General features: G+C 58.8%; 17 protein-coding genes. 15 read left to right on the top strand and 2 right to left on the bottom strand.

What is annotated here, in order from left to right:
• Nucleotides 1–313 precede the first annotated feature (313 nt).
• The 9 genes from ACFOMD_RS17300 to ACFOMD_RS17260 all read left to right on the top strand — a co-directional run bounded on the left by ACFOMD_RS17300 (nucleotide 314) and on the right by ACFOMD_RS17260 (nucleotide 10,170).
• Nucleotides 314–1,135: a hypothetical protein gene (locus tag ACFOMD_RS17300; protein WP_380863731.1), complete on the top strand. Its 822-nt coding sequence runs from the start codon at nucleotides 314–316 to the stop codon at nucleotides 1,133–1,135.
• A gap of 147 nt (nucleotides 1,136–1,282) precedes the next feature.
• On the top strand, nucleotides 1,283–1,678 hold the full coding sequence (locus ACFOMD_RS17295) for a hypothetical protein (RefSeq protein WP_380863728.1): 396 nt from the start codon (nucleotides 1,283–1,285) through the stop codon (nucleotides 1,676–1,678).
• 62 nt (nucleotides 1,679–1,740) lie between these two features.
• Nucleotides 1,741–2,388 carry a DUF4230 domain-containing protein gene (locus tag ACFOMD_RS17290; protein ID WP_380863725.1) on the top strand — a complete coding sequence of 216 codons (648 nt, stop codon included), beginning with the start codon at nucleotides 1,741–1,743 and terminating at the stop codon, nucleotides 2,386–2,388.
• A gap of 96 nt (nucleotides 2,389–2,484) precedes the next feature.
• Nucleotides 2,485–2,853, top strand: a complete 369-nt coding sequence (locus ACFOMD_RS17285) for a hypothetical protein (RefSeq protein ID WP_380863722.1) — start codon at nucleotides 2,485–2,487, stop codon at nucleotides 2,851–2,853.
• A 132-nt stretch (nucleotides 2,854–2,985) separates the two neighbouring features.
• Entirely contained in the window at nucleotides 2,986–4,275 is a 1,290-nt protein-coding gene (locus ACFOMD_RS17280; RefSeq protein WP_380863719.1) for a VapE domain-containing protein, read from the top strand.
• 463 nt (nucleotides 4,276–4,738) lie between these two features.
• Nucleotides 4,739–5,905, top strand: coding sequence for a tyrosine-type recombinase/integrase (locus ACFOMD_RS17275; RefSeq protein ID WP_380863716.1), 1,167 nt, complete (start codon nucleotides 4,739–4,741; stop codon nucleotides 5,903–5,905).
• Between the two features lie 578 nt (nucleotides 5,906–6,483).
• Nucleotides 6,484–8,514, top strand: coding sequence for an AAA family ATPase (locus ACFOMD_RS17270; RefSeq protein ID WP_380863714.1), 2,031 nt, complete (start codon nucleotides 6,484–6,486; stop codon nucleotides 8,512–8,514).
• Nucleotides 8,498–9,109, top strand: coding sequence for a hypothetical protein (locus tag ACFOMD_RS17265; protein WP_380863711.1), 612 nt, complete (start codon nucleotides 8,498–8,500; stop codon nucleotides 9,107–9,109). Before ACFOMD_RS17270 ends, ACFOMD_RS17265 begins: the two co-directional genes overlap by 17 nt.
• A complete protein-coding gene (locus ACFOMD_RS17260; RefSeq protein WP_380863709.1) occupies nucleotides 9,109–10,170 on the top strand; it encodes a hypothetical protein in 1,062 nt (353 codons plus the stop codon). Before ACFOMD_RS17265 ends, ACFOMD_RS17260 begins: the two co-directional genes overlap by 1 nt.
• A 39-nt stretch (nucleotides 10,171–10,209) precedes the next feature.
• Here ACFOMD_RS17260 and ACFOMD_RS17255 read toward each other — a convergent pair whose 3' ends face one another.
• Complete coding sequence (locus tag ACFOMD_RS17255; protein WP_380863707.1) at nucleotides 10,210–11,514, bottom strand: hypothetical protein; 1,305 nt, start codon at nucleotides 11,512–11,514, stop codon at nucleotides 10,210–10,212.
• Nucleotides 11,515–12,140: 626 nt separating this feature from the next.
• On the opposite strand from ACFOMD_RS17255, the gene ACFOMD_RS17250 reads away from it, so the two are divergent.
• The 6 genes from ACFOMD_RS17250 to ACFOMD_RS17225 all read left to right on the top strand — a co-directional run bounded on the left by ACFOMD_RS17250 (nucleotide 12,141) and on the right by ACFOMD_RS17225 (nucleotide 17,243).
• Entirely contained in the window at nucleotides 12,141–12,686 is a 546-nt protein-coding gene (locus ACFOMD_RS17250) for a DUF805 domain-containing protein (protein ID WP_380863705.1), read from the top strand.
• Nucleotides 12,687–12,818: 132 nt separating this feature from the next.
• The gene (locus tag ACFOMD_RS17245; RefSeq protein WP_380863702.1) at nucleotides 12,819–13,238 is read left to right on the top strand and encodes a hypothetical protein; all 420 of its coding nucleotides are present in this window, start codon (nucleotides 12,819–12,821) and stop codon (nucleotides 13,236–13,238) included.
• 127 nt (nucleotides 13,239–13,365) lie between these two features.
• On the top strand, nucleotides 13,366–13,764 hold the full coding sequence (locus ACFOMD_RS17240; RefSeq protein WP_380863699.1) for a hypothetical protein: 399 nt from the start codon (nucleotides 13,366–13,368) through the stop codon (nucleotides 13,762–13,764).
• Nucleotides 13,765–13,837: 73 nt separating this feature from the next.
• The gene (locus tag ACFOMD_RS17235; protein ID WP_380863697.1) at nucleotides 13,838–14,137 is read left to right on the top strand and encodes a hypothetical protein; all 300 of its coding nucleotides are present in this window, start codon (nucleotides 13,838–13,840) and stop codon (nucleotides 14,135–14,137) included.
• Nucleotides 14,138–14,484: 347 nt separating this feature from the next.
• Nucleotides 14,485–15,780: a VapE domain-containing protein gene (locus tag ACFOMD_RS17230; protein ID WP_380863694.1), complete on the top strand. Its 1,296-nt coding sequence runs from the start codon at nucleotides 14,485–14,487 to the stop codon at nucleotides 15,778–15,780.
• Between the two features lie 299 nt (nucleotides 15,781–16,079).
• Nucleotides 16,080–17,243, top strand: coding sequence for a tyrosine-type recombinase/integrase (locus tag ACFOMD_RS17225; RefSeq protein WP_380863691.1), 1,164 nt, complete (start codon nucleotides 16,080–16,082; stop codon nucleotides 17,241–17,243).
• Between the two features lie 370 nt (nucleotides 17,244–17,613).
• On the opposite strand, the gene ACFOMD_RS17220 is transcribed toward ACFOMD_RS17225, so the two are convergent.
• Nucleotides 17,614–17,835: a hypothetical protein gene (locus ACFOMD_RS17220; protein WP_380863688.1), complete on the bottom strand. Its 222-nt coding sequence runs from the start codon at nucleotides 17,833–17,835 to the stop codon at nucleotides 17,614–17,616.
• Nucleotides 17,836–17,894 lie beyond the last annotated feature (59 nt).

Genomic DNA, 17,894 nt, shown 5'->3' with positions numbered 1-17,894 from the left:
TTTCGCGCTTGTAGGCCGTTGACAGGCAGTAGCTGGGCGCGCGCGGGCTATTGCGAAGCATGCATCGAGCCACCAAGATCGCCATACCTCCCGTGAAAGCCGGGGGGTGGGGCGTGGAAACCTCTCTTAGCAACTCGGTCAACAGCTCACGCTGAAGGCCGGGTGGCATGCGCGCATGTCCAGCCGGCTCGCCGGTAAAGGCGCATGCGCCTATGCTAAGTAGGTTTCCAACATCCGGCTTCGGCCGCTGCTCCAAGAGGTACATAGGGGCGGCACAAGGGTCTAAGCCGAGGTCGTCCCGGACGGGGGCGACATGCGCATTGCAATTTTGATCATCGGGCTGAGCCTGTTCTTCATCGTCGGTTTGCAGTCCTGCGTGGTTTCGGCCGGCGGGGCGCTCGGAGAAGACACCGGCCTTTCCGCGGCCGGCAGCGCGGGCGTCCTGATGGCGCTCTTGTCGATGATCGGCGCCGCCTTCGTTATGCAGAAGCCCAAGGTATCTGGCGTCTGCTTCGGCTTGGCGGCGTTCACGGCGGCATTGGGAGCGGCGCAGGGTAGCTTCAACGACCTCTATCTCTGGGGTGTAGGCGCTGGCGTGCTGAGCGTTATTTCATTCTTCGCAGCGCGAGACGGCACGGTTGCGGCCGGCCATAGCGCCTCCGGCGACAGCTCCGGGATCTCGCTTTCACTAGCGGCGTGTGCTCTGGCGGGGGTCGCGTCAGTCGGCATCATCTTCGTCGGCGCCAAGCTGACCGACAGAGAACACGAACCAGTTAGCAGGTCGCAGCCCGTGGCGCCTGCGCAGATCGCCGGGACAAGCACGGTTCTCAACAGCGCGCCTTCTCCGAGCGACGTTACCGTTTCAAACTTCGAATGGGCGAAGACCGACACGTTCGGCGACGACACAGTGATCACCTGGACCGCGGACGTGACCAACAGCGGCGCGACACCCGTGCTGTCAGCTGATGTCGAGATCACCTTCTTTGCAGAGAACGGGCTGCCGCTCGCGTCAGACACGATGGTCGTGAAGGCAATCGCTCCGGGTGAGACACAGTCTGCCACCGAGATTCACGTCGATGACGGTCGGGCGAGCACCGCTCGCGCCGAACTCATCGGCGTCGACTACGCCAACTAACACCAAGCCGAAGGCCATCCTGATCTCCAACCGCCCGTAATGTTGCTTTCTTAGTCACTCGGCCGCCCGGCGCGTCCGGGCATCCCTTCCAACACAGCGCTCGTGGGCAACCGCGGGCGCTTTTTCTTTGTCCGAAAGGAATGACCCGTGATCTCACTTCCCGACCGCGCGTCCATCGAGGGCGCGCGCGACCTCGCGCTCGAGCCCCGCCTCGGCGCGCTCCTCAACGCTCGCATCGCGGACCTCGCGACGCCCTACGGCGATCTCACCGACCTCACGCACTTCCTTGTCGTCGAGCCCGGCGACACCGAGGCGCAGATCGTCGAGGCAGTCGGCTTCTCGCCGCTCGTCGACCCGGTCGACGGCGTCCGCTCCGGCGACGCCCGCTTCCTACCGTGGTGGGACCTTCTCCGCCGGCACGACGGCTGGTTCGAGCTGGTCGTCTGCGTGGGCGACAGCGGCTTCGCCTTCGTCCTGTTCATCGCCGACGCGGACGGGGTCGATCGCCGGCTCAGCGACCTCTGCCGGACCTTCGCGCGGTGAGCGCGGGAAAAGCGGCATCTTATTTGAAACGGCCCTCGGAGGCCCAACCCAAGGGGAACAACATGAAGACAAAGGACATCGCCATCGGCGCCGCCGTGGTGGCCGCAGCGTCGTTCACGGCCGGCAGGGTCACCGCGCCGCCGCCCGACATCGACCGCGTCGTCCGTCAGGGCGGCCTGTTCAGCGTGGACGCCAGCGAGGTGATCACCGTCACGCTGGCGAGCCTGCGGGATCAGAACCGGCTGCAGGTGTACGAGTACGCCGCCGAGCCCAGCGTGCGCGTCACCCGCTCGCGGCTGGCGGGCCTCATCAGCGGCAGCCAGGAGCTGATCGTGCCGGCGAGCGTCGCCTACCACGTCGACCTCGCGAATGTCGGCGCGGACGACGTGGCCTACAACCGGGACACCAAGGTCGTCGTCATCGAGCTGCCGCGGCTCGTGCTCGGCAACGTCGCGTTCCTGCCCGAGAAGGCCCGCGCCACCAACGGCGGGCTGCTCACCTTCGACGAGGACCACGTCGAGGAACTGCGCAAGCTCAACTACGCCGCGGCGCGCAAGGCCGTGGTACGCTCGGCGCAGAACCCGACGATCGTGGCGCTCGCCGAGCGGCAGGCTCTGAAGGCGGTGCAGGACTACTTCGAGATCCCGCTGCGCGTCGCCGGCCACGCCGACATCAGGGTCCAGGCGCGCTTCGGCAAGCACGCCACCTGACCGACACCAGCTAGCCCGGCCGCAACTCGCGGCCCTCCAGGCGCTCAAGGGATGACACCCTTGAGCGCCTTTTCTTTTGTCCGAAGGAGAAGGCTCATGCTTTCACTGCGCAACGGCGCCGCGGTCTCGCGCGCGCTCTCATCCGACATCGACCCCGAGCTGCGGGCGCTGATCGCGCGCCGCGTTGACCAGCTGCAAGGCTACGGCGCCGAGGATATCGGCGAGCTGGTACACTTCCTCGTCGTCGAGCCCGGCGACACCGTCGAGGCGGTGAGGGCTGAGCTCGGCTTCTCGCCGTTGGTCAACTTCGTCGATGGCAGCCGGTACGGCGAACCGGGATGGACGCCGTCGTGGGAGGTCGCCGAGCAGCACGGCGATTGGTTCGAAATCGTCTTCGTCCTGAGCGACGATGGCTTTGGCTGGGTGATGTGGTTTCCCGCCACTTTCGCCCACTTTTTCTCGTAAACTGCCTTGCGACCAACCTATTGATAAGTCGTCATTTTCTGAACCCGTTGGATTAACCCTTTAAGGGTTAAAGAAAGGCGACTGACATGAATATACTTAACGGGTTCGTCCGCATGACGATCGGGGGCGCAAGTGTCGCTGCCGTCTGACGCGAACAACCCAACCCGCCAGCCGGCGTGCAACGATGCTGACCGCGTGCGGGAGAGGTGGGAAAAGATTGATCCCGCTCGTTTCCCGCACAAGCCGGAAGTGGGCTCGCGTCAAGTCCCGGCGACGATCGAGAACCTTCAGTACCTGCTACGCCAGTACGGCATCAGCGTCCGGTACAACGTTATCTCGAAAGAACTGGCAATTTCGATTCCGGGCCATGTCGGCACGGTCGACAACTTCGAGAACTCCACACTTAGCCGCGTGATCAGCTTGTGCCGGCTGAACGGCATGCGGACGAGTGACGTACCCGACTACCTCTATGCCATCGGGGACCTCAACCTCCTCAACCCCGTCGAGGACTATATCACGTCGAAGCCGTGGGACGGCGTCAGTCGCCTGCCCGACCTCTATGCGACCGTTAAGCTGAAGGAGGACTTTCCGCCTGCCTTCAGGGATGCGCTGCTGTTCAGGTGGCTGCTCAGCACCGTCGCTGCGGCGACGATGCGCAGCGGGTTCCGGTCGCGCGGCGTTCTGACTTTTCAGGGCCCGCAGGGCATCGGCAAGACCAGATGGCTGCGAGCGTTGATCGACAACGAGGTGCTGGGGAACAGCGTCATCAAGGTCGACCATCATCTCGACGGCGGCGACAAAGACAGCATCTTGTCGGCGATCGGACATTGGCTGGTCGAGCTCGGTGAGCTCGAAAGCTCGCTTCGCAAGGATGTCGCGCGGCTCAAAGGGTTCATCACTGCCGACTTCGACAAGGTCCGCCGTCCCTATGACAGGAAGGAGTCGAAATACCCGCGCCGCACCGTCTTCATGGCGACCGTCAACGACCTGGAATTCCTTGTCGATCCTACCGGCAATAGCCGGTTCTGGGTCATCCCCGTCATTGGCCTGGACTACAATCACGGCATCGACATGCAGCAGGTGTTCGCTGAGCTCTACGTCCTGCTTCAGGCCGGCGAGCAGTGGTGGCTTACCGACGAGGAGGAAGCGATGCTCGCCAAACACAACCGCGACCATCGCAGCACCAGTGCGGTAAAGGACAAGGTGATGGGGTTGCTCGATCTCAGCCTCCTCGGTCGCCCAGAGAACAAGCAGATGTCCGCGACCGAGGTACTTGAAGCCGCGGACTTCAGGAATCCAACCAACGCGATGGCGCGGGAGTGTGGCAGTCTGCTCCGGGAACTGGGCATCACGGCCACCACTGTCCACGGCATTGCGAAATATCGTGTTCCGCTGATCCGCGGAGGCAAGCGGTCAAGCTAGCCTTCTGCGGATGCACAATGCTCGTTCGGGCGTGACGGTGGCGATCATCACCGTCCGCTAGAAAGGGCGCCCAACTCACGAAGGGGGTGGGGTGGGGACCTTTTGAAATCCGAGAGGGGGTGTCGACGCCCCCGGTTCGGCAGTTTCGGCGGCGTCTCCACCCACCCCCCGCCTCGGCTTCGGCGCCGTCGGGCACCTGAGGCTCGAAGGACGCTAACTCGAAGAAGGGCAAGGGCGACGCAGTTTTTTGGCGTCGCCCCACCCTATGCCTTCCTTAGGACCGCGCACCCGGCATCGCGCCATACCTTCGCACACCTAACCTACTCGACCTGACGATAGCGCCCGCAGTGAAGCCGGACGCGCTCGCCACCTGACCGCCGGCTCTGCCCGGCGCCTTCCCCAACTTTCGCTGCGTCACCCGCTTTCCGGCGGCGTGGGCGCTTGCGCCATCTGGAGAACCACCATGCCTAGAGTGAAGCTCGACCACGCGTTTGCGGCGGTCGCCGAGTGCCTCCCCGGCCGCGGCAAAACGGACTACTTCGACACGGGCGAAAGCTGCTCCGGCCTCGTCCTCGAAGTCCGCCAGTCGGGCGGCAAGACTTGGTATTTGCGTTATCAGGATCGCTACGGCCGGCAGCGCCAGTACAAGATCGGCCGCCACGGCGACCTGAAGTTCGAGCAAGTGCGCAAGACCGCGCAACGCCTTCGCTCCGAGGTCGTACTCGGCGGCGACCCCTGCGCCGAGAAGGCGGTGACCAAGTCGGTCCCGACCTATGGCGAACTCGCGCAGATGCACCTCGACCACGCGAAGACCTACCAGCGCAGCTACAGCACGACGGAGATGATCATGCGCCGGCACATCCGGCCGCGCTGGGACAAAGCCATCATCAGCGAAATCCATCAGACCGACGTGGCGAAGTGGCTGGCGGCGAAGCGCGAGGAAGGGTTGGCGCCGGCCACGGTGGAGAAGATCAGGGTCCTCTTCCACCGCTCTTTCGAGCTGGCGCTGCAGTGGCAGGTGCCGGGCGCCGAGCGCAATCCGGTGCGCGGTGTCCCGCGGCCGCGCATCAACAATGCCCGCACCCGCTTTCTGTCGGCCGAGGAAGCCAAGCGGCTGCACGCGGCGGCGGCGAAGTCGGTCAATCCGCAGCTCAAGTATATCGTCGGCCTCCTTCTGCTGACCGGCGCACGCGTATCCGAGCTGCTCGGCGCCAGATGGGCCGATGTCGACCTGGAACGGCGGCTTTGGTTCATCCCGATGTCGAAGACGGGCAAGTCGCGCTACGTGCCGCTGTCGAGGGCGGCGCTGGACCTTCTCGATCGAGTGCCGCGGGCAAACGGCAATGTGTACCTGTTCGAGAACCCGGCGACGGGAAAGCCGGTCACCACCATCAAGCATGCGTGGCAGACTGCGCGTGCCGAGGCGAGGCTGGATGACGTTCACATCCACGACCTGCGCCACTCGGCGGCGTCCTTCATGATCAACGCCGGCATCGACCTCTACGCCGTCGGCAAGATCCTTGGCCACGCCAGCCACACCTCGACGGCGAGGTACAGTCATGTCGCCGATCACCGGCTGATGGCCGCGGTCGAGGCGGGCGCCGCGCAGCAGGCGGTCGACTGGCTGTAGCAACAAAGCTCCCCGCCCGTATGCCGACGCGGGCGGGGCAGGCGCGCATCACCGACTTTGCGTATGTTTTCTGTGGGTCTGGTGGAGGTCGCGTTTCGCCGACTTCCCACGCTAACGCGCTTTGCGTAGGATACGCACCTGACAGCGTTTCCGATGCGTTTGGGAAGTTGTTGGGCAGGCTCCGAAAAGGGCCAGAAATAGACGCTAAGTCGTTGAACGTGCTGGTTCTCAGGTCGGGTTAGAGCTGCCTTCGTAATGATGGGGTCGCGTGTTCGAGTCACGCAAGCGGCACCACCCCTTCCAGCAGGCAAACTCAAAACGTCCTAGGCAATGTGCCTTTGGCGTGGGTTGTAATTGGGTCAGACGTTGACGGTTGCCGCCTTTGATCGCCTAAGGTTCATATACCATTTTTTGCTAAATTAGGCGTGAAGCGACGATAGCTCATCGCTTTCACTACCGTAACGAGCGTCATTGGAGCCCTCGCCTGATCATGTTAGGCGGAATTAGCAGTTGGGATGCTTGCAAACTTCCAACAAACTGACGATTGCTAACTGAGCTGTGGCAAGATGGGGGCAAGGGTGCCGACGGCAACGGATGGTCAACCGGATAAAGCGTTGGCCGTAACACGCTTTGCTTTTCCTCGAGTCAGGCGCGTTACGCTCTCAAACTTCACACTTTATCGCTTGCAGCCAAATATCTCACTGGACCTGCAACCTGGTGTTCATTGCCTCGCTGGGGCGAACGGCATCGGAAAGTCGACATTTCTCTCCACAGTCAACTATGGCCTTACGGGATATGTGCCGGATCCAGCTCGTAAGTTCTTGTCTGCGGATCGCTACGTCGGCGATGCGCATCGCTTCACGCAACATTACTTCGACGGTCGGATCGGCGAGAAGGATCGTGATCTAGCGTCAGTCACGCTTGAGTTCGATGTCAACGATCAGCGATTTTCAATAACCCGCGGCCTCTTTTCTAACCAAAACGTAACTCGGCTTCACGTTACGAAAGGCAACGAAGTTGTATTCGATGGAAGCGATTTAGCTTCCTACCAGCGCGCCGACGAATACAAGCGTCTGCTTTCCGCCGCAGTTGGTTTAAATAATTTTGATCAGTTTATATTTCTACAGCATTTTGTTTTTACATTTGATGAAAGCCGGCATCTTCTTTTTTGGGATGATCGGGCTTCGTCACAGGTGCTTTTCCTTACTTTCGGCGGTGATCCGGACGAGGCAGCGCGGGCGGACGGGCTAAAGCGCGAAGCAGATCAGGAAGACAGCCGAGCTCGCAACGCGCAGTATCAAGCTAACAATACGCGTAAGCGCATCCAGGTTCTCCGCGATGAGCTAGGCGGCACGCCACCAGACGCAGACTTTGAAGCGCTCGCGCGCGACCATGGTCGGCTGCAGGATGCTCTGAACGAAGCTGTGGCAGCAGCAGAAAGGGCAGAAGCGCGGCTAAACGAGGCAGAGCTGAAGTTTGCTCGGTCGACAGCCACGTTTGCCATTCATCGAGCAGCCTATTCTGACATTTTTAATCGCATGCTGTCGGGTCCTTCGAATGCTGCCAGCCATCCGGTTGTCATCAACTCGCTGTCGGCGGAGGAGTGCGTTGTCTGTCATGCTTCGGGCCATGTGGTAGTGGCGAATATTGAAGCGAAGCTGAAGCGGCAAATCTGCCCGCTTTGTGACAGCGACCTCGCCCCTCCGAGCGATGCAACCGCTCTCGAAGCTGAGCTCAAGCAACTCGACGATAAGCTAACAAATGCCAAGAGCGACCTCGACGAAGCCGAGGGGGCCCGCACGCGGCTTGAACTGGAGCACCAAGCGCAACGTAACTCGGTTATTGATGCGCGCGCTGCACTCGCTGCTTTTGAAGAGGCAAACTCGTCAGTTGCAGATTCGCTAAGAGAACATCGCAACGCCGGCAATGCAAAGATTGAGAAAACGATCGAGAGCTTGAAAGACACGTATGCAGAATTCATCGGAGTTCGTGACGGCCATTATAGGCACCGCGATGAACTACGCAGTCGATACAAGGAATTGCAAAATCGCTTGGAAAGCCGCTACGCTCTGACAGAGCGCGAATTTGTGCCGCGTTTTCGTCAGCTTGCTGAGCTCTTCTTAGGCATCGATTTGAGCGTTACACTGCGGGAAACTGCACCCACAGAATTACGCTTAGAAATAGAACTTGACGGCGATGCTCGACAGGACCCGCAAGAATTATCAGAAAGCCAGCGCTTCTTTATCGATATCGCACTCCGCATGTCACTTGCGCAACAGATGTCACTCGAAACAGACCGAGCGCCCCTTTTCATCGACACGCCCGAAGGTTCGCTTGATATTGCTTATGAAGAACGTGCTGGCGACATGTTTGCTCGCTTTGTCGAGAGCGGACATGATTTGTTGATGACAGCCAATATTAACACGTCGCTCTTGTTGAAGACCTTGGCAAGCAAATGCGGCGCCAGCCGAATGGCTCTGTCTCAAATGACGGGATGGACCGAACTTTCGGACGTCCAGCAGAACGCTAGCCAGCTCTTCGAGAACGCATACGGCGAGATCTCAGCAGCACTGCAGAATCAGGGGGGCGCTCGTGAAAACCGGCCCTGAGGCTTTCTTCGACGCGGTGACCATTATCCGCCGTGTAGGGCCCGAGCTTGGCGGCGCGAGCCGCTTCGAGATTCAGCGAATTGCTTATCTCGCATGCCTCCTCGGCCTCTACGATGGCAAGCCGCTAGCAATCTGGGGCTACCAATTTATTCGCTCAGAGTTCGGCGCACCATTCAGCGCAGACCTAAACGGGGCGCTTGAGCGGCTCTATACGAGCGGGCTGGCAACCCTTTCGTCCGGTGGACGATTTGTAGTTGGCGATGACGCCTTTCTCCGATCGAAGCCCCTACTTTCCGATCGGCTAAAGCCACGCGAACGCTGGCTGATGCCGGCTTGCGATAGCGCGCTTTTTCTACCAGCGTCGACCTTGGCCGCCGGCATTGATGGTGAACCAACATCGGCGAGCGCCGCTCTTCAAGATGGCAACCCGCCACTGCTCTCTAACAGTGCGCAGAGTCTACTTTACGATCAAATCCATGCCCTGCGCAAAGTCGCCGGCGTCGTTCCGGACGACCTTTTGACACCCTCGATGGTCTGGATGACCTATTCTGCAAAGCTGCCCAGCTTACAGGCGATTGAGGCATCTGAAAAATAATGCAGATCGACATCGACGCTATGCGTGAGATCGCCGAAAGCATGTATGTGCCTCACGCACGAAGGCATTTCGGTTCATCAGGAACTGAAGCTCTGCGCCAACTGGTGACCGCCCTTCGCCGCATATACCGTGATCTGGACCCCTCTCTTTATACCGGCACATTGATGGTCGTCGCACGTCCTGACGGAGCAGATACGACTTCCTCGCTAGGTACTCCGATCCACAATATTGGGGCGGGCCAACCAATCCAGCATCAAATCGCCGGAAATTGTGCTGTAAATGCGCTCCCGAACGGTCGCCTTGAGATTTATAACCTGCTGCCTGATGCGATACAGTTATCTCATGAGGCAGTGGTTTATGCTTATAGCAATCGTGTCGAGCGGATGTTTATTGGCGGTGAAATATTCACAATCCCGAACCCATCGCCAGCCGCAATGGCTAGTATTTTTGCGAGACCGACCTTTTCTAGCTTGGATGCCGCACTAGCTCGATATGCCACCCACGTTGTCAACAAGACGATTTGCTTCATCCTTGCGCATCACGCGGATGGCATTTGGGCAGAACAAAATCGTCTGTTCCTGCGGGCGAAGCCTGAAGAAGTGATGCGGCGCTCGTTGCACCAGTTCCTGCGAGATGCTTTTCCAGATGCCGAGGTTAGGCCGGAGCAAATAGTCGATGAGAGTCACCCTGTAGATATTAAGGTGACTTGGGCTGACACCACACATCGGGCTATCATTGAGATTAAATGGCTTGGTGATTCTGTTGATGCCGCCGGGAAAATCACTACGATATATCGTGATGCTCGCGCGAATGAGGGCGCAAAGCAGTTAAGTGACTATCTTGACGCCGACTCAGCAACGGCACCTCGCCTTCGCACGCGTGGATATCTCGTCGTGTTCGATGCTAGACGCCGTGGTCTCACGGAGAGTCAGTCTACAATAGATCACGAAAAGGGGCATTATTATCGTGATCGTGATATTAATTATGATCCCGACTACCACGCCAAAAGGTTAGATTTCGCTAATCCAGTTAGAATGTTTGCAGAGCCTCAAATATCCTAATGCATTACAACCTAATGGATTGTGCTTATATTTTATAAATTACTTCGAGAATACAAGAAGAGTTTCTTTTAGCTCTTTCTTGCCACCCTGCTGAGGCGATGCACGCATTGATCGAAAAGGTTCTTCAGATATCTTTGAAAATCCCATGACAATTGCCAACTCTGTCAAGATTTTTGCAACCGGTACATAAACCCCGTTGTATCGACTATCGCCCACAACAGCATATACGCGGCCGTTCTTTACCAAAGTTTTGAATAGACACGTCATTATCTTGTGCATGTCATCAAAATAGGCAACAACCATGTCTGGAATCGACTGATTCCAGAGTTCAGATCTAACGATGTCCAAGTCGTTATACACAGATTTTAATGTATTCGATTTCAGGTCTGACGCGTCAAACGGGCGCTTAATCTGCACATGGCTACGCAACGTCTTCAGACGCAGCGCTCTATTATCCGAAGCGCCGGCGAGATAACCCACCGCCCATAGCTCAACATTATATACGTCAGTATAGTCGAATGAATTCGGGTAAGGTGGGGAAAATATGGCAACATCAAACTGCCGATCTTCTGGAATGTTTTCGCGCGCGTCGCCACGTATCAAATCATAATCTAAGCAAAGTCTATTTCGATAACGCAACACATCATCGACTGCCTGTTCGCCAGCACTATAGAACATGCTCGTGACGTCAGATTCTTTAATTTTTCGGCTTGACCAATTGCGGCGATAGCGGCGCCCCTTACCACTTACCACGACGTTACTGACAGGCACGCAGATTGATGCCAGAACAACGCGCAGCAAACGTCGATTTTCGACATTTGTTATCGCCAAAATCGCTTCTCGGAGGCCGGCGATAGTGTTCGCGACCTCTCGATTAAAAATGTAACGCTTGTTTATGCCGGGCTCGACAAACGTCGACGGTGCACCGGGGAACGGGGTGTCCCCCCTGAATGGCTTGTAGGCCTCTATGACCGCTTCCAAGTCAGCCAACAGAGCGCTCGCGTCGTAGCTTGCAAGCTTCGCCTCGATCAGATCGGCTAGATAGGGGTTAACCTCGACGGTGCAGGGTCGCGCCGCGAGAAACTGGCTCGACAAAGCTGTTGTGCCTGACCCTCCAAATGGATCGATGGTAGCGAGGACGGGCCTCCCAAGCGCAGCTTCCGTTTCTTCGAAAGCCTGCGCGATGAGCTCGGGCGCAAAGGCCTCTTTGAATTTCCGCCATGACTGGAAGGCTACAAGTTCAGAGCCGGTGTTCGTTGACAAATGTGACGGCCGACGGTTGCCAAGCCAGTCTTGCAACGTCACCTTTGGGGGCGCTTCAATAGCGAAATTGACGAGTGTCATTGCAGCCCCAGCCTACAGATCAACGGCGAAGGGCATCATGTGCCACAAACGTCAAGAAGTATCCTCCCTTTTCGGTGACAAAGTAGGCCCGTCACTCACGTAGGCTGCGCCCTCAAATTTGTAGCTAGAATCTGCCCACTGACCGAGCAAGTTCCGCATTTGTGTGCAGTCGAGCGTGCGATCTGGTTAGGTATCGGTATCACCGACGCTGAGGCCTAAATCGCCGGACGGCGGCTGCCCCCTATTGCGATCTACGTCGGCCGCCACCAAGATCGCTTTGCCTTCCGTGAAAGCCGGGAGGTGGGGCGTGGAAACCCCTCTTAGCAACTCGGTCAACAGCTTCGCGCTGACGGCCGGGTGGCATGCGCGCATGTCCAGCCGGCTCGCCGGTAAAGGCGCATGCGCCTATGCTAAGTAGGTTTCCAACATCCGGCTTCGGCCGCTGCCCCAAGAGGTACATAGGGGCGGCATAGAGGTCTAAGCCGACGTCGCTCCGAGAGGGGGCGACATTTCGAGAAACGACATCGCCAGCAATGTCAGCGCGTCAACGCACTGGCGCGATGTCGCATGTCTTCAGCACATCGCCGGCGCGGCCGGCCTTTCCCATCACAGAAAGGAACGAGGTCATGATTGACCAAGAGTCTCTAAAGCGGATCGAGGATCTTCATCGCTTGTGCGGCGAAGGGATCATCACCGAAGCGGAATTCGAACAGGCGAAGCAGAAGCTGCTGTTCGGATCGAAGCCTAAACGGTCGGGTACAGGACCGGCTGCTGAACTCTCCCAAAGCGACGTTCTCGCCTACCTGAAGATGCCCCTACAGCGCTATGCCGACTTCCGAGGCAGGTCGGGACGTAAGGAGTTCTGGCTGTTTCAGCTCGTACCCGTAGCAATCGGCGTCGTCCTCTTGATAGCGGCAGTCACAGGGAATGACCTCTATGGAGATCTAAGCGGTACTGCTGTCGCTTTCATCACCCTTGCCATTCTCGCACTACTAGTGATCGCTGTGCCGCAAATCGCGCTCCAGGTCCGACGCATGCACGACCAAGACATTCCCGGCTGGTACGTGCTGCTTAACCTTATACCCTACGTCGGGCCGATCGTCGTACTCGTCTTCATGGCACTGCCGGGCTCTGCCGGCGAAAACCGCTACGGCCCTAACCCCGATGCCTAGGGACGCAATCCCTTAGTAACGGCCACCACCTGCATAACCCAACGCCCTCGGCTTCCCGCCGGGGGCTTTTTCTTTGTCCAGAGGAGATGACCGATGCTCTCGATACGATCCTCGGCAGACTTGGCAAACGCCTTGGACCTGCCGCTTGCAACCGAGTTGAAGTGCCTGTTGCGCCGTCGCGGAAGCCAGATTGGCGAGCATGAGGGTTATGACCTCGGCGAGCTGGCCCACTTCCTCATCGTCCAGGCCGGCGATGATCTGGCATACGCAGAAGCTACCCTAGGCTTCTCACCCCTTGCGAACCTCGTTGACGGTGCTCGTTACCGCGAGTCGGATTTCACGCCGTCATGGGAGTGCATCGAGGAGTATGGCGGCTGGTTCGAGCTGACGTTCGTGCTGTCGGACGATGGCTACGGAGCTGTGCTCTTCGTCGAAGAAGCAGAGGACGTCGATCCGGAGCTGCTGTCGCTATGCCGCGAATACAGTGATGAACAGCGGCGCCGACCCATGATCGATCGATGCTGCGAGGTGCAAGCCGCACATTCACGCTAACGCCTGATCGCAGTTCGCCAACTTAATCGAAAAGCCAAAAGCTCACATCGAGCTATCCGGCCGAGCACGGCCATCGCAGCGTCTGTGGATCTCCACGGGCGCTTTTTTATTGCCCGAAAGGATTCCGATGATCTCACTAAGCGATGCTGCGTCCCTTCAGGGCGCTCTTAACCTATGCCTCGAACCCGCTCTTCTCGACCTCTTAAGGCGGCGGATCGAAAGGCTACAACGTCAGTACGACGGGCAACTCCTGGATCAGACCCACATCCTCATCGTCGAGCCCGGAGACACAGAGGAAGACATACAGCGCGAGGTGGGCTTCTCACCCCTGGAGAGCCCTTACGACCGAGCACGATACGGCGCGCCGGACTTTCACCCGTTCTGGGACTGGCTGCAGCTTCACGGCGGCTGGTTCGAATTGATCCAGACGGTCGGCAACAGCGGGTTTGCCTACGTCCTCTTTATCAAAGACGTGGTTGGCGTACCGGAAGACCTACTGCGTCTGTGCCGAGAGTACGCAACGTAACGCGCTGTCTCCGCCATCTTATATGAAGCTTGGCCAATCGGCTCAGCTCCCTTCCAGACTGAAGGGACCGAGAATGCGTTTGATCCTCTATCTGGTTGCCGCTTCCATGCTTCTCAGCATCCTGCGGGCGGTGATCCTCTTCCTCTGCGCTGCCTTTGCGCTGATGCTGCTCTGGGGAGTGCTTACCAAACCTCGGGAAACACTCGGCAGTATGGCAATCTGCTCCACGCTCGCGCTGATACAGATGCACCCGCTCGCCGCGTTAGCGATCGTCGTCACGGTCCTGCTCGCCCATGTGGTCACTGCGCGATGCGAGGCTTGCGATTCGAACCAGCGCACGGGCTTCAAGCTGCTTCGACATGACAACCCATAGGTGCGGCGATTCGGACCCGGCTGCAATCGTGAAAGCTCTTCCAGCAGGGAATTTTCGCGGGATAAGAGTTATGGCATTCAAATAGTTCAGGTGCAGAACATACGTATTTATGAACATTCACAAGTAAGAGATGGTCTAATTTTCGAAAATCGGAAAAGGATAATCGGTAAAATCGACATAATGCGATTTTTTCGATTGACCATCGGTGGCAGGCCATCATATCCCGCCGTCAGGAGCTCGTGACTAAGCTCTCCGGTTTTCGGCCAAGTGGCCACATGTTCTTCCGCAAGTGCGGGTGTCACATCGACATCAATCCTGGGCTCCGACCCAGACGCACCTGAGGATATATGACCGACTTACCACCTTTCGCCGAAGAACCCTTAGGGCGCTCGGGAACCAATGAGGCCTCTACATCCGAGTCACCTGTCGCCCGCGCGCCGATGCGGCGGCTCGATCCAGCGAGCTTCCCGCATCCCCCTCGCCCCGGCTCTGGTCTTATTCCGACCACTATCGAGAACGTACGCCACCTAATCGATAGCGCGGGCTTCCGACCCTACTTCGACGTCATCAAAAAGAAGATGGGGATTGAGCACGCGGATGGCAGCCGCGCGAGCATGACCGAAATCCTGAGCGTAGGCGCCTTGCACAATCTCGACCGCGGTCTGACACAAACCTTCGCAGAAGAAATCGCGCACCAGCGACCTTACAATCCGGTTCTCGAATGGATCGACAGTCGTTCTTGGGATGGGGTTGATCGCCTTCCCAGCTTGTACGCTACGGTCAAGGCACAGACCGATTACCCACTCTCTCTTAAGGACATTATCCTTCGACGATGGTTTCTGAGTGTTGTTGCCGCCGTGAAGCACCCTGACAACTTCCAGACCCGTGGAGTGCTAACGCTGCAAGGCAGCCAAGGGGTAGGCAAGACACGCTGGATTGGCTCGCTGGTTCCGGCCGGCCGGCAACGCGATCAGTGGGTAAAGCGCGACCACAATATGGACGGTCTCAGCGAGGACTCGATCATTGGAGCGATCAGTCATTGGATCGTCGAAATCGGCGAGCTTGATGGCGCCTTCAAACGCGATGTTTCTCGCCTGAAGGGGTTTCTGACGAACGACTGTGACAAGCTGCGGCGGCCCTATGGCCACGATGAGGTAGAATACCCTCGTTGCACGGTGTTCGCGGCAACGGTCAACGACACCAAGTTCCTCGTCGATCCGACTGGCAACAACCGCTGGCTGACGATCGCCGTCGAAGCGCTCGACCACAACCATACGATCGACATGCAGCAGGTCTATGCCCAACTCGCCATCGACGTTCGTGCCGGAGAGCAGTGGTGGCTCACCGACGCCGAGAACATCATGCTGGAAAGCTACAATAGCAAGCATCGTGTGGTCAGCGCCATCCATGAGCGCGTAATCGAGAACGTGGACGTGCAGGCGAGCCGTCGAGGCGAAGGCCAGTACATGACAGCGATGCAGTTCCTCACGGACATCGGGGTCAGGTACCCCACCAATGCTCAATGCAAGGAATGCGGAGCGGCCTTCCGTGAACTCCTTGGGCAACCGAAGCGCGTCCACGGTCGTGATCAGTGGCGCATCCAGATGTCGAGCAATGAGCGGGTCTATACCTCAATTCGATAGCAGCTCTGCGGTGGGGGCAGGGGGCGGCAGCTAACGCAAACTTCGGCAATGGCCTGCAGACAGCGATGCTGGCGGCCTCGGTGAAGTTTCAAGGTGTTGCTACCCCCTCCCCCCACCAGCCATTTCCGCGTCCATAGGGGCGCTGAGGACGAGGCTTCCTCTGTGTGCCGAGCATCGATTTTCGGCCTCTGGGAAACCCTTCCAGCGCCATTCCAGACCTTTCCGCACCCACCCCTTCCGCAGGTGAGCGCGCTGCTCTGCGCCTCCCTTCCAAACCTCTTTCACAAGGATAATTTTTCATGCCCAAGATTAAGCTCGATCAGACGTCAGCGATGCTGGCGCAATGCGAAGCCGGGAAGAAGAAGACCGACTTTTGGGACAACGGCGAGAACTGCCACGGCCTTGTCCTCGAGGTTCGCTCCAGCGGCGGCAAGACATGGTATCTCCGCTATCAGGACCGCTACGGTCGTCAGCGACAGCACAAGATCGGCCGCTATCACCTCGTCTCGTTCGAACAGGTGAAGAAGGTCGCCCGGCGGCTGCGTGCCGAGGTGGAGCTTGGCGGCGATCCTGGGGCTGAAAAGAAAGCCATGCGTGCGGTGCCGACCTACGCCGAACTCGCGCAGCAGCATCTCGAACATGCACAAACCTATCAGAAGAGCTTCGCAACCACCGAGATGATCATGCGCCGGCATATCAAGCCGCGTTGGGGCAACGTCATCCTCAGCGAAATCCGTCAGCCCGATGTCGCAAAGTGGTTGGCCTCCAAAGCCAACGATGGCCTCGCTCCCGCCACCGTCGAGAAGATCAAGGTGATGTTCAGCCGGTCGTTCGAACTGGCGATGCAGTGGGAGATGCCCGGCGTCGATAAGAACCCGGTAAGGGGCATCCGGCGCCCGCCGCTTAACAACGCACGTGATCGCTTTCTCAACACCGAGGAGGTAAGGCGGCTGCAAAGGGCGGTGGCTGAATCCCGCAACCCTTCGCTGAAGTATATCGTCGGCCTACTTCTGCTAACCGGCGCGCGCGTTTCGGAACTGTTGAACGCGGAATGGCGGCATGTCGATATCGAACGCGAGGCGTGGTTCATCCCGACATCAAAGACCGGCAAGTCTCGCTACGTACCGCTTGCCCCGGAGGCGCTGAACCTCATCGCCAGCATCCCTCGCACCGTCGGCAGCAAGTATCTTCTCCCCAACCCTGACACGGGTCGGCCGTTCACGACGATCAAACATGCATGGCAGACAGCACGGAAACAGGCGAAAATCCCGGACGTTCGTATCCACGATCTAAGGCACACCGCCGCATCCTTCATGGTGAACGACGGCATCGACCTGTACGCTGTCGGCAAGGTGCTCGGCCACGCCAGCCAAGTTTCCACCGAGCGCTATAGCCACGTCGCCAACGAGCGGCTCATGGCGGCGGTGAGGGCCGGCGCGAAACAGCAGCCGAGCGACTGGTAATGCACACCGGACCCACCCGTGGAAGCTTCGCGGGTGGGGTTTCCGCAAGAGCGCCAAGTAGGTCGGCGGGAGGTGTGATTCCGGCGAACTATCCGACGAAAGGACGTTCGCTAGGAAACGCTCAGCTTGCACTTTTCGATCAGTTTTGGGATCGTCTGGGAAAGCGGAATGCTGGGTACCAGATATTGCGGTTAGAGCTTGGAATTTAACGATAAAAGGTTCTGCGTCAGGAGCCTTCGTAATGATGGGGTCAGGTGTTCGAGTCACCTAAGCGGCACCACTTTTCCAAGCACTTGGCAGACATTGGCGCACCGACCTCCGGGCGTTAGCGCTGCGGTGTCAGCACCGTGTCAGTTCGTGCATCGGCCGCTCAGTGTTTGCGGCTCAGCCGCCACGCATCGCGCACGGTCCTGCGTCGGGTGGGGCTGTGAAAGTCGGGCGGCTTGTCAGCGACCCAGGCGATGAAGCGGGTGAGCGCGGGGTGAGCGCGCAGCGCCTCCGGCGTAGCGGGCTCGCGCTCGATCTCATGGTTGGTCAGCGTTGCGTGGACGGTGCGGTGGCGGATCAGGTCCTTCGGTTGGCGGCGCGGCACCTAGAGCGGGATGACGCTACACGGAAGCATACCCTGAGTTGGCGAGATAGTTGGCGCAC

The organism is Sphingoaurantiacus capsulatus (genome assembly GCF_042648405.1).
GTDB classification, from domain to species: Bacteria; Pseudomonadota; Alphaproteobacteria; order Sphingomonadales; family Sphingomonadaceae; genus Sphingoaurantiacus; species Sphingoaurantiacus capsulatus.
The sequence above is the reverse complement of the archived record's forward strand: the minus strand, read 5'-3'. Positions and strand labels throughout refer to the sequence as shown.

Bases quoted from the DNA above. Each gene is read 5' to 3' on its own strand.
- ACFOMD_RS17260 (WP_380863709.1), top strand. From the start codon at position 9,109: ATGCAGATCGACATCGACGCTATGCGTGAGATCGCCGAAAGCATGTAT.
- ACFOMD_RS17230 (WP_380863694.1), top strand. From the start codon at position 14,485: ATGACCGACTTACCACCTTTCGCCGAAGAACCCTTAGGGCGCTCGGGA.
- ACFOMD_RS17285 (WP_380863722.1), top strand. From the start codon at position 2,485: ATGCTTTCACTGCGCAACGGCGCCGCGGTCTCGCGCGCGCTCTCATCC.
- ACFOMD_RS17225 (WP_380863691.1), top strand. From the start codon at position 16,080: ATGCCCAAGATTAAGCTCGATCAGACGTCAGCGATGCTGGCGCAATGC.
- ACFOMD_RS17300 (WP_380863731.1), top strand. From the start codon at position 314: ATGCGCATTGCAATTTTGATCATCGGGCTGAGCCTGTTCTTCATCGTC.
- ACFOMD_RS17240 (WP_380863699.1), top strand. From the start codon at position 13,366: ATGATCTCACTAAGCGATGCTGCGTCCCTTCAGGGCGCTCTTAACCTA.
- ACFOMD_RS17275 (WP_380863716.1), top strand. From the start codon at position 4,739: ATGCCTAGAGTGAAGCTCGACCACGCGTTTGCGGCGGTCGCCGAGTGC.
- ACFOMD_RS17255 (WP_380863707.1), bottom strand. From the start codon at position 11,514: ATGACACTCGTCAATTTCGCTATTGAAGCGCCCCCAAAGGTGACGTTG.
- ACFOMD_RS17235 (WP_380863697.1), top strand. From the start codon at position 13,838: ATGCGTTTGATCCTCTATCTGGTTGCCGCTTCCATGCTTCTCAGCATC.
- ACFOMD_RS17290 (WP_380863725.1), top strand. From the start codon at position 1,741: ATGAAGACAAAGGACATCGCCATCGGCGCCGCCGTGGTGGCCGCAGCG.
- ACFOMD_RS17250 (WP_380863705.1), top strand. From the start codon at position 12,141: ATGATTGACCAAGAGTCTCTAAAGCGGATCGAGGATCTTCATCGCTTG.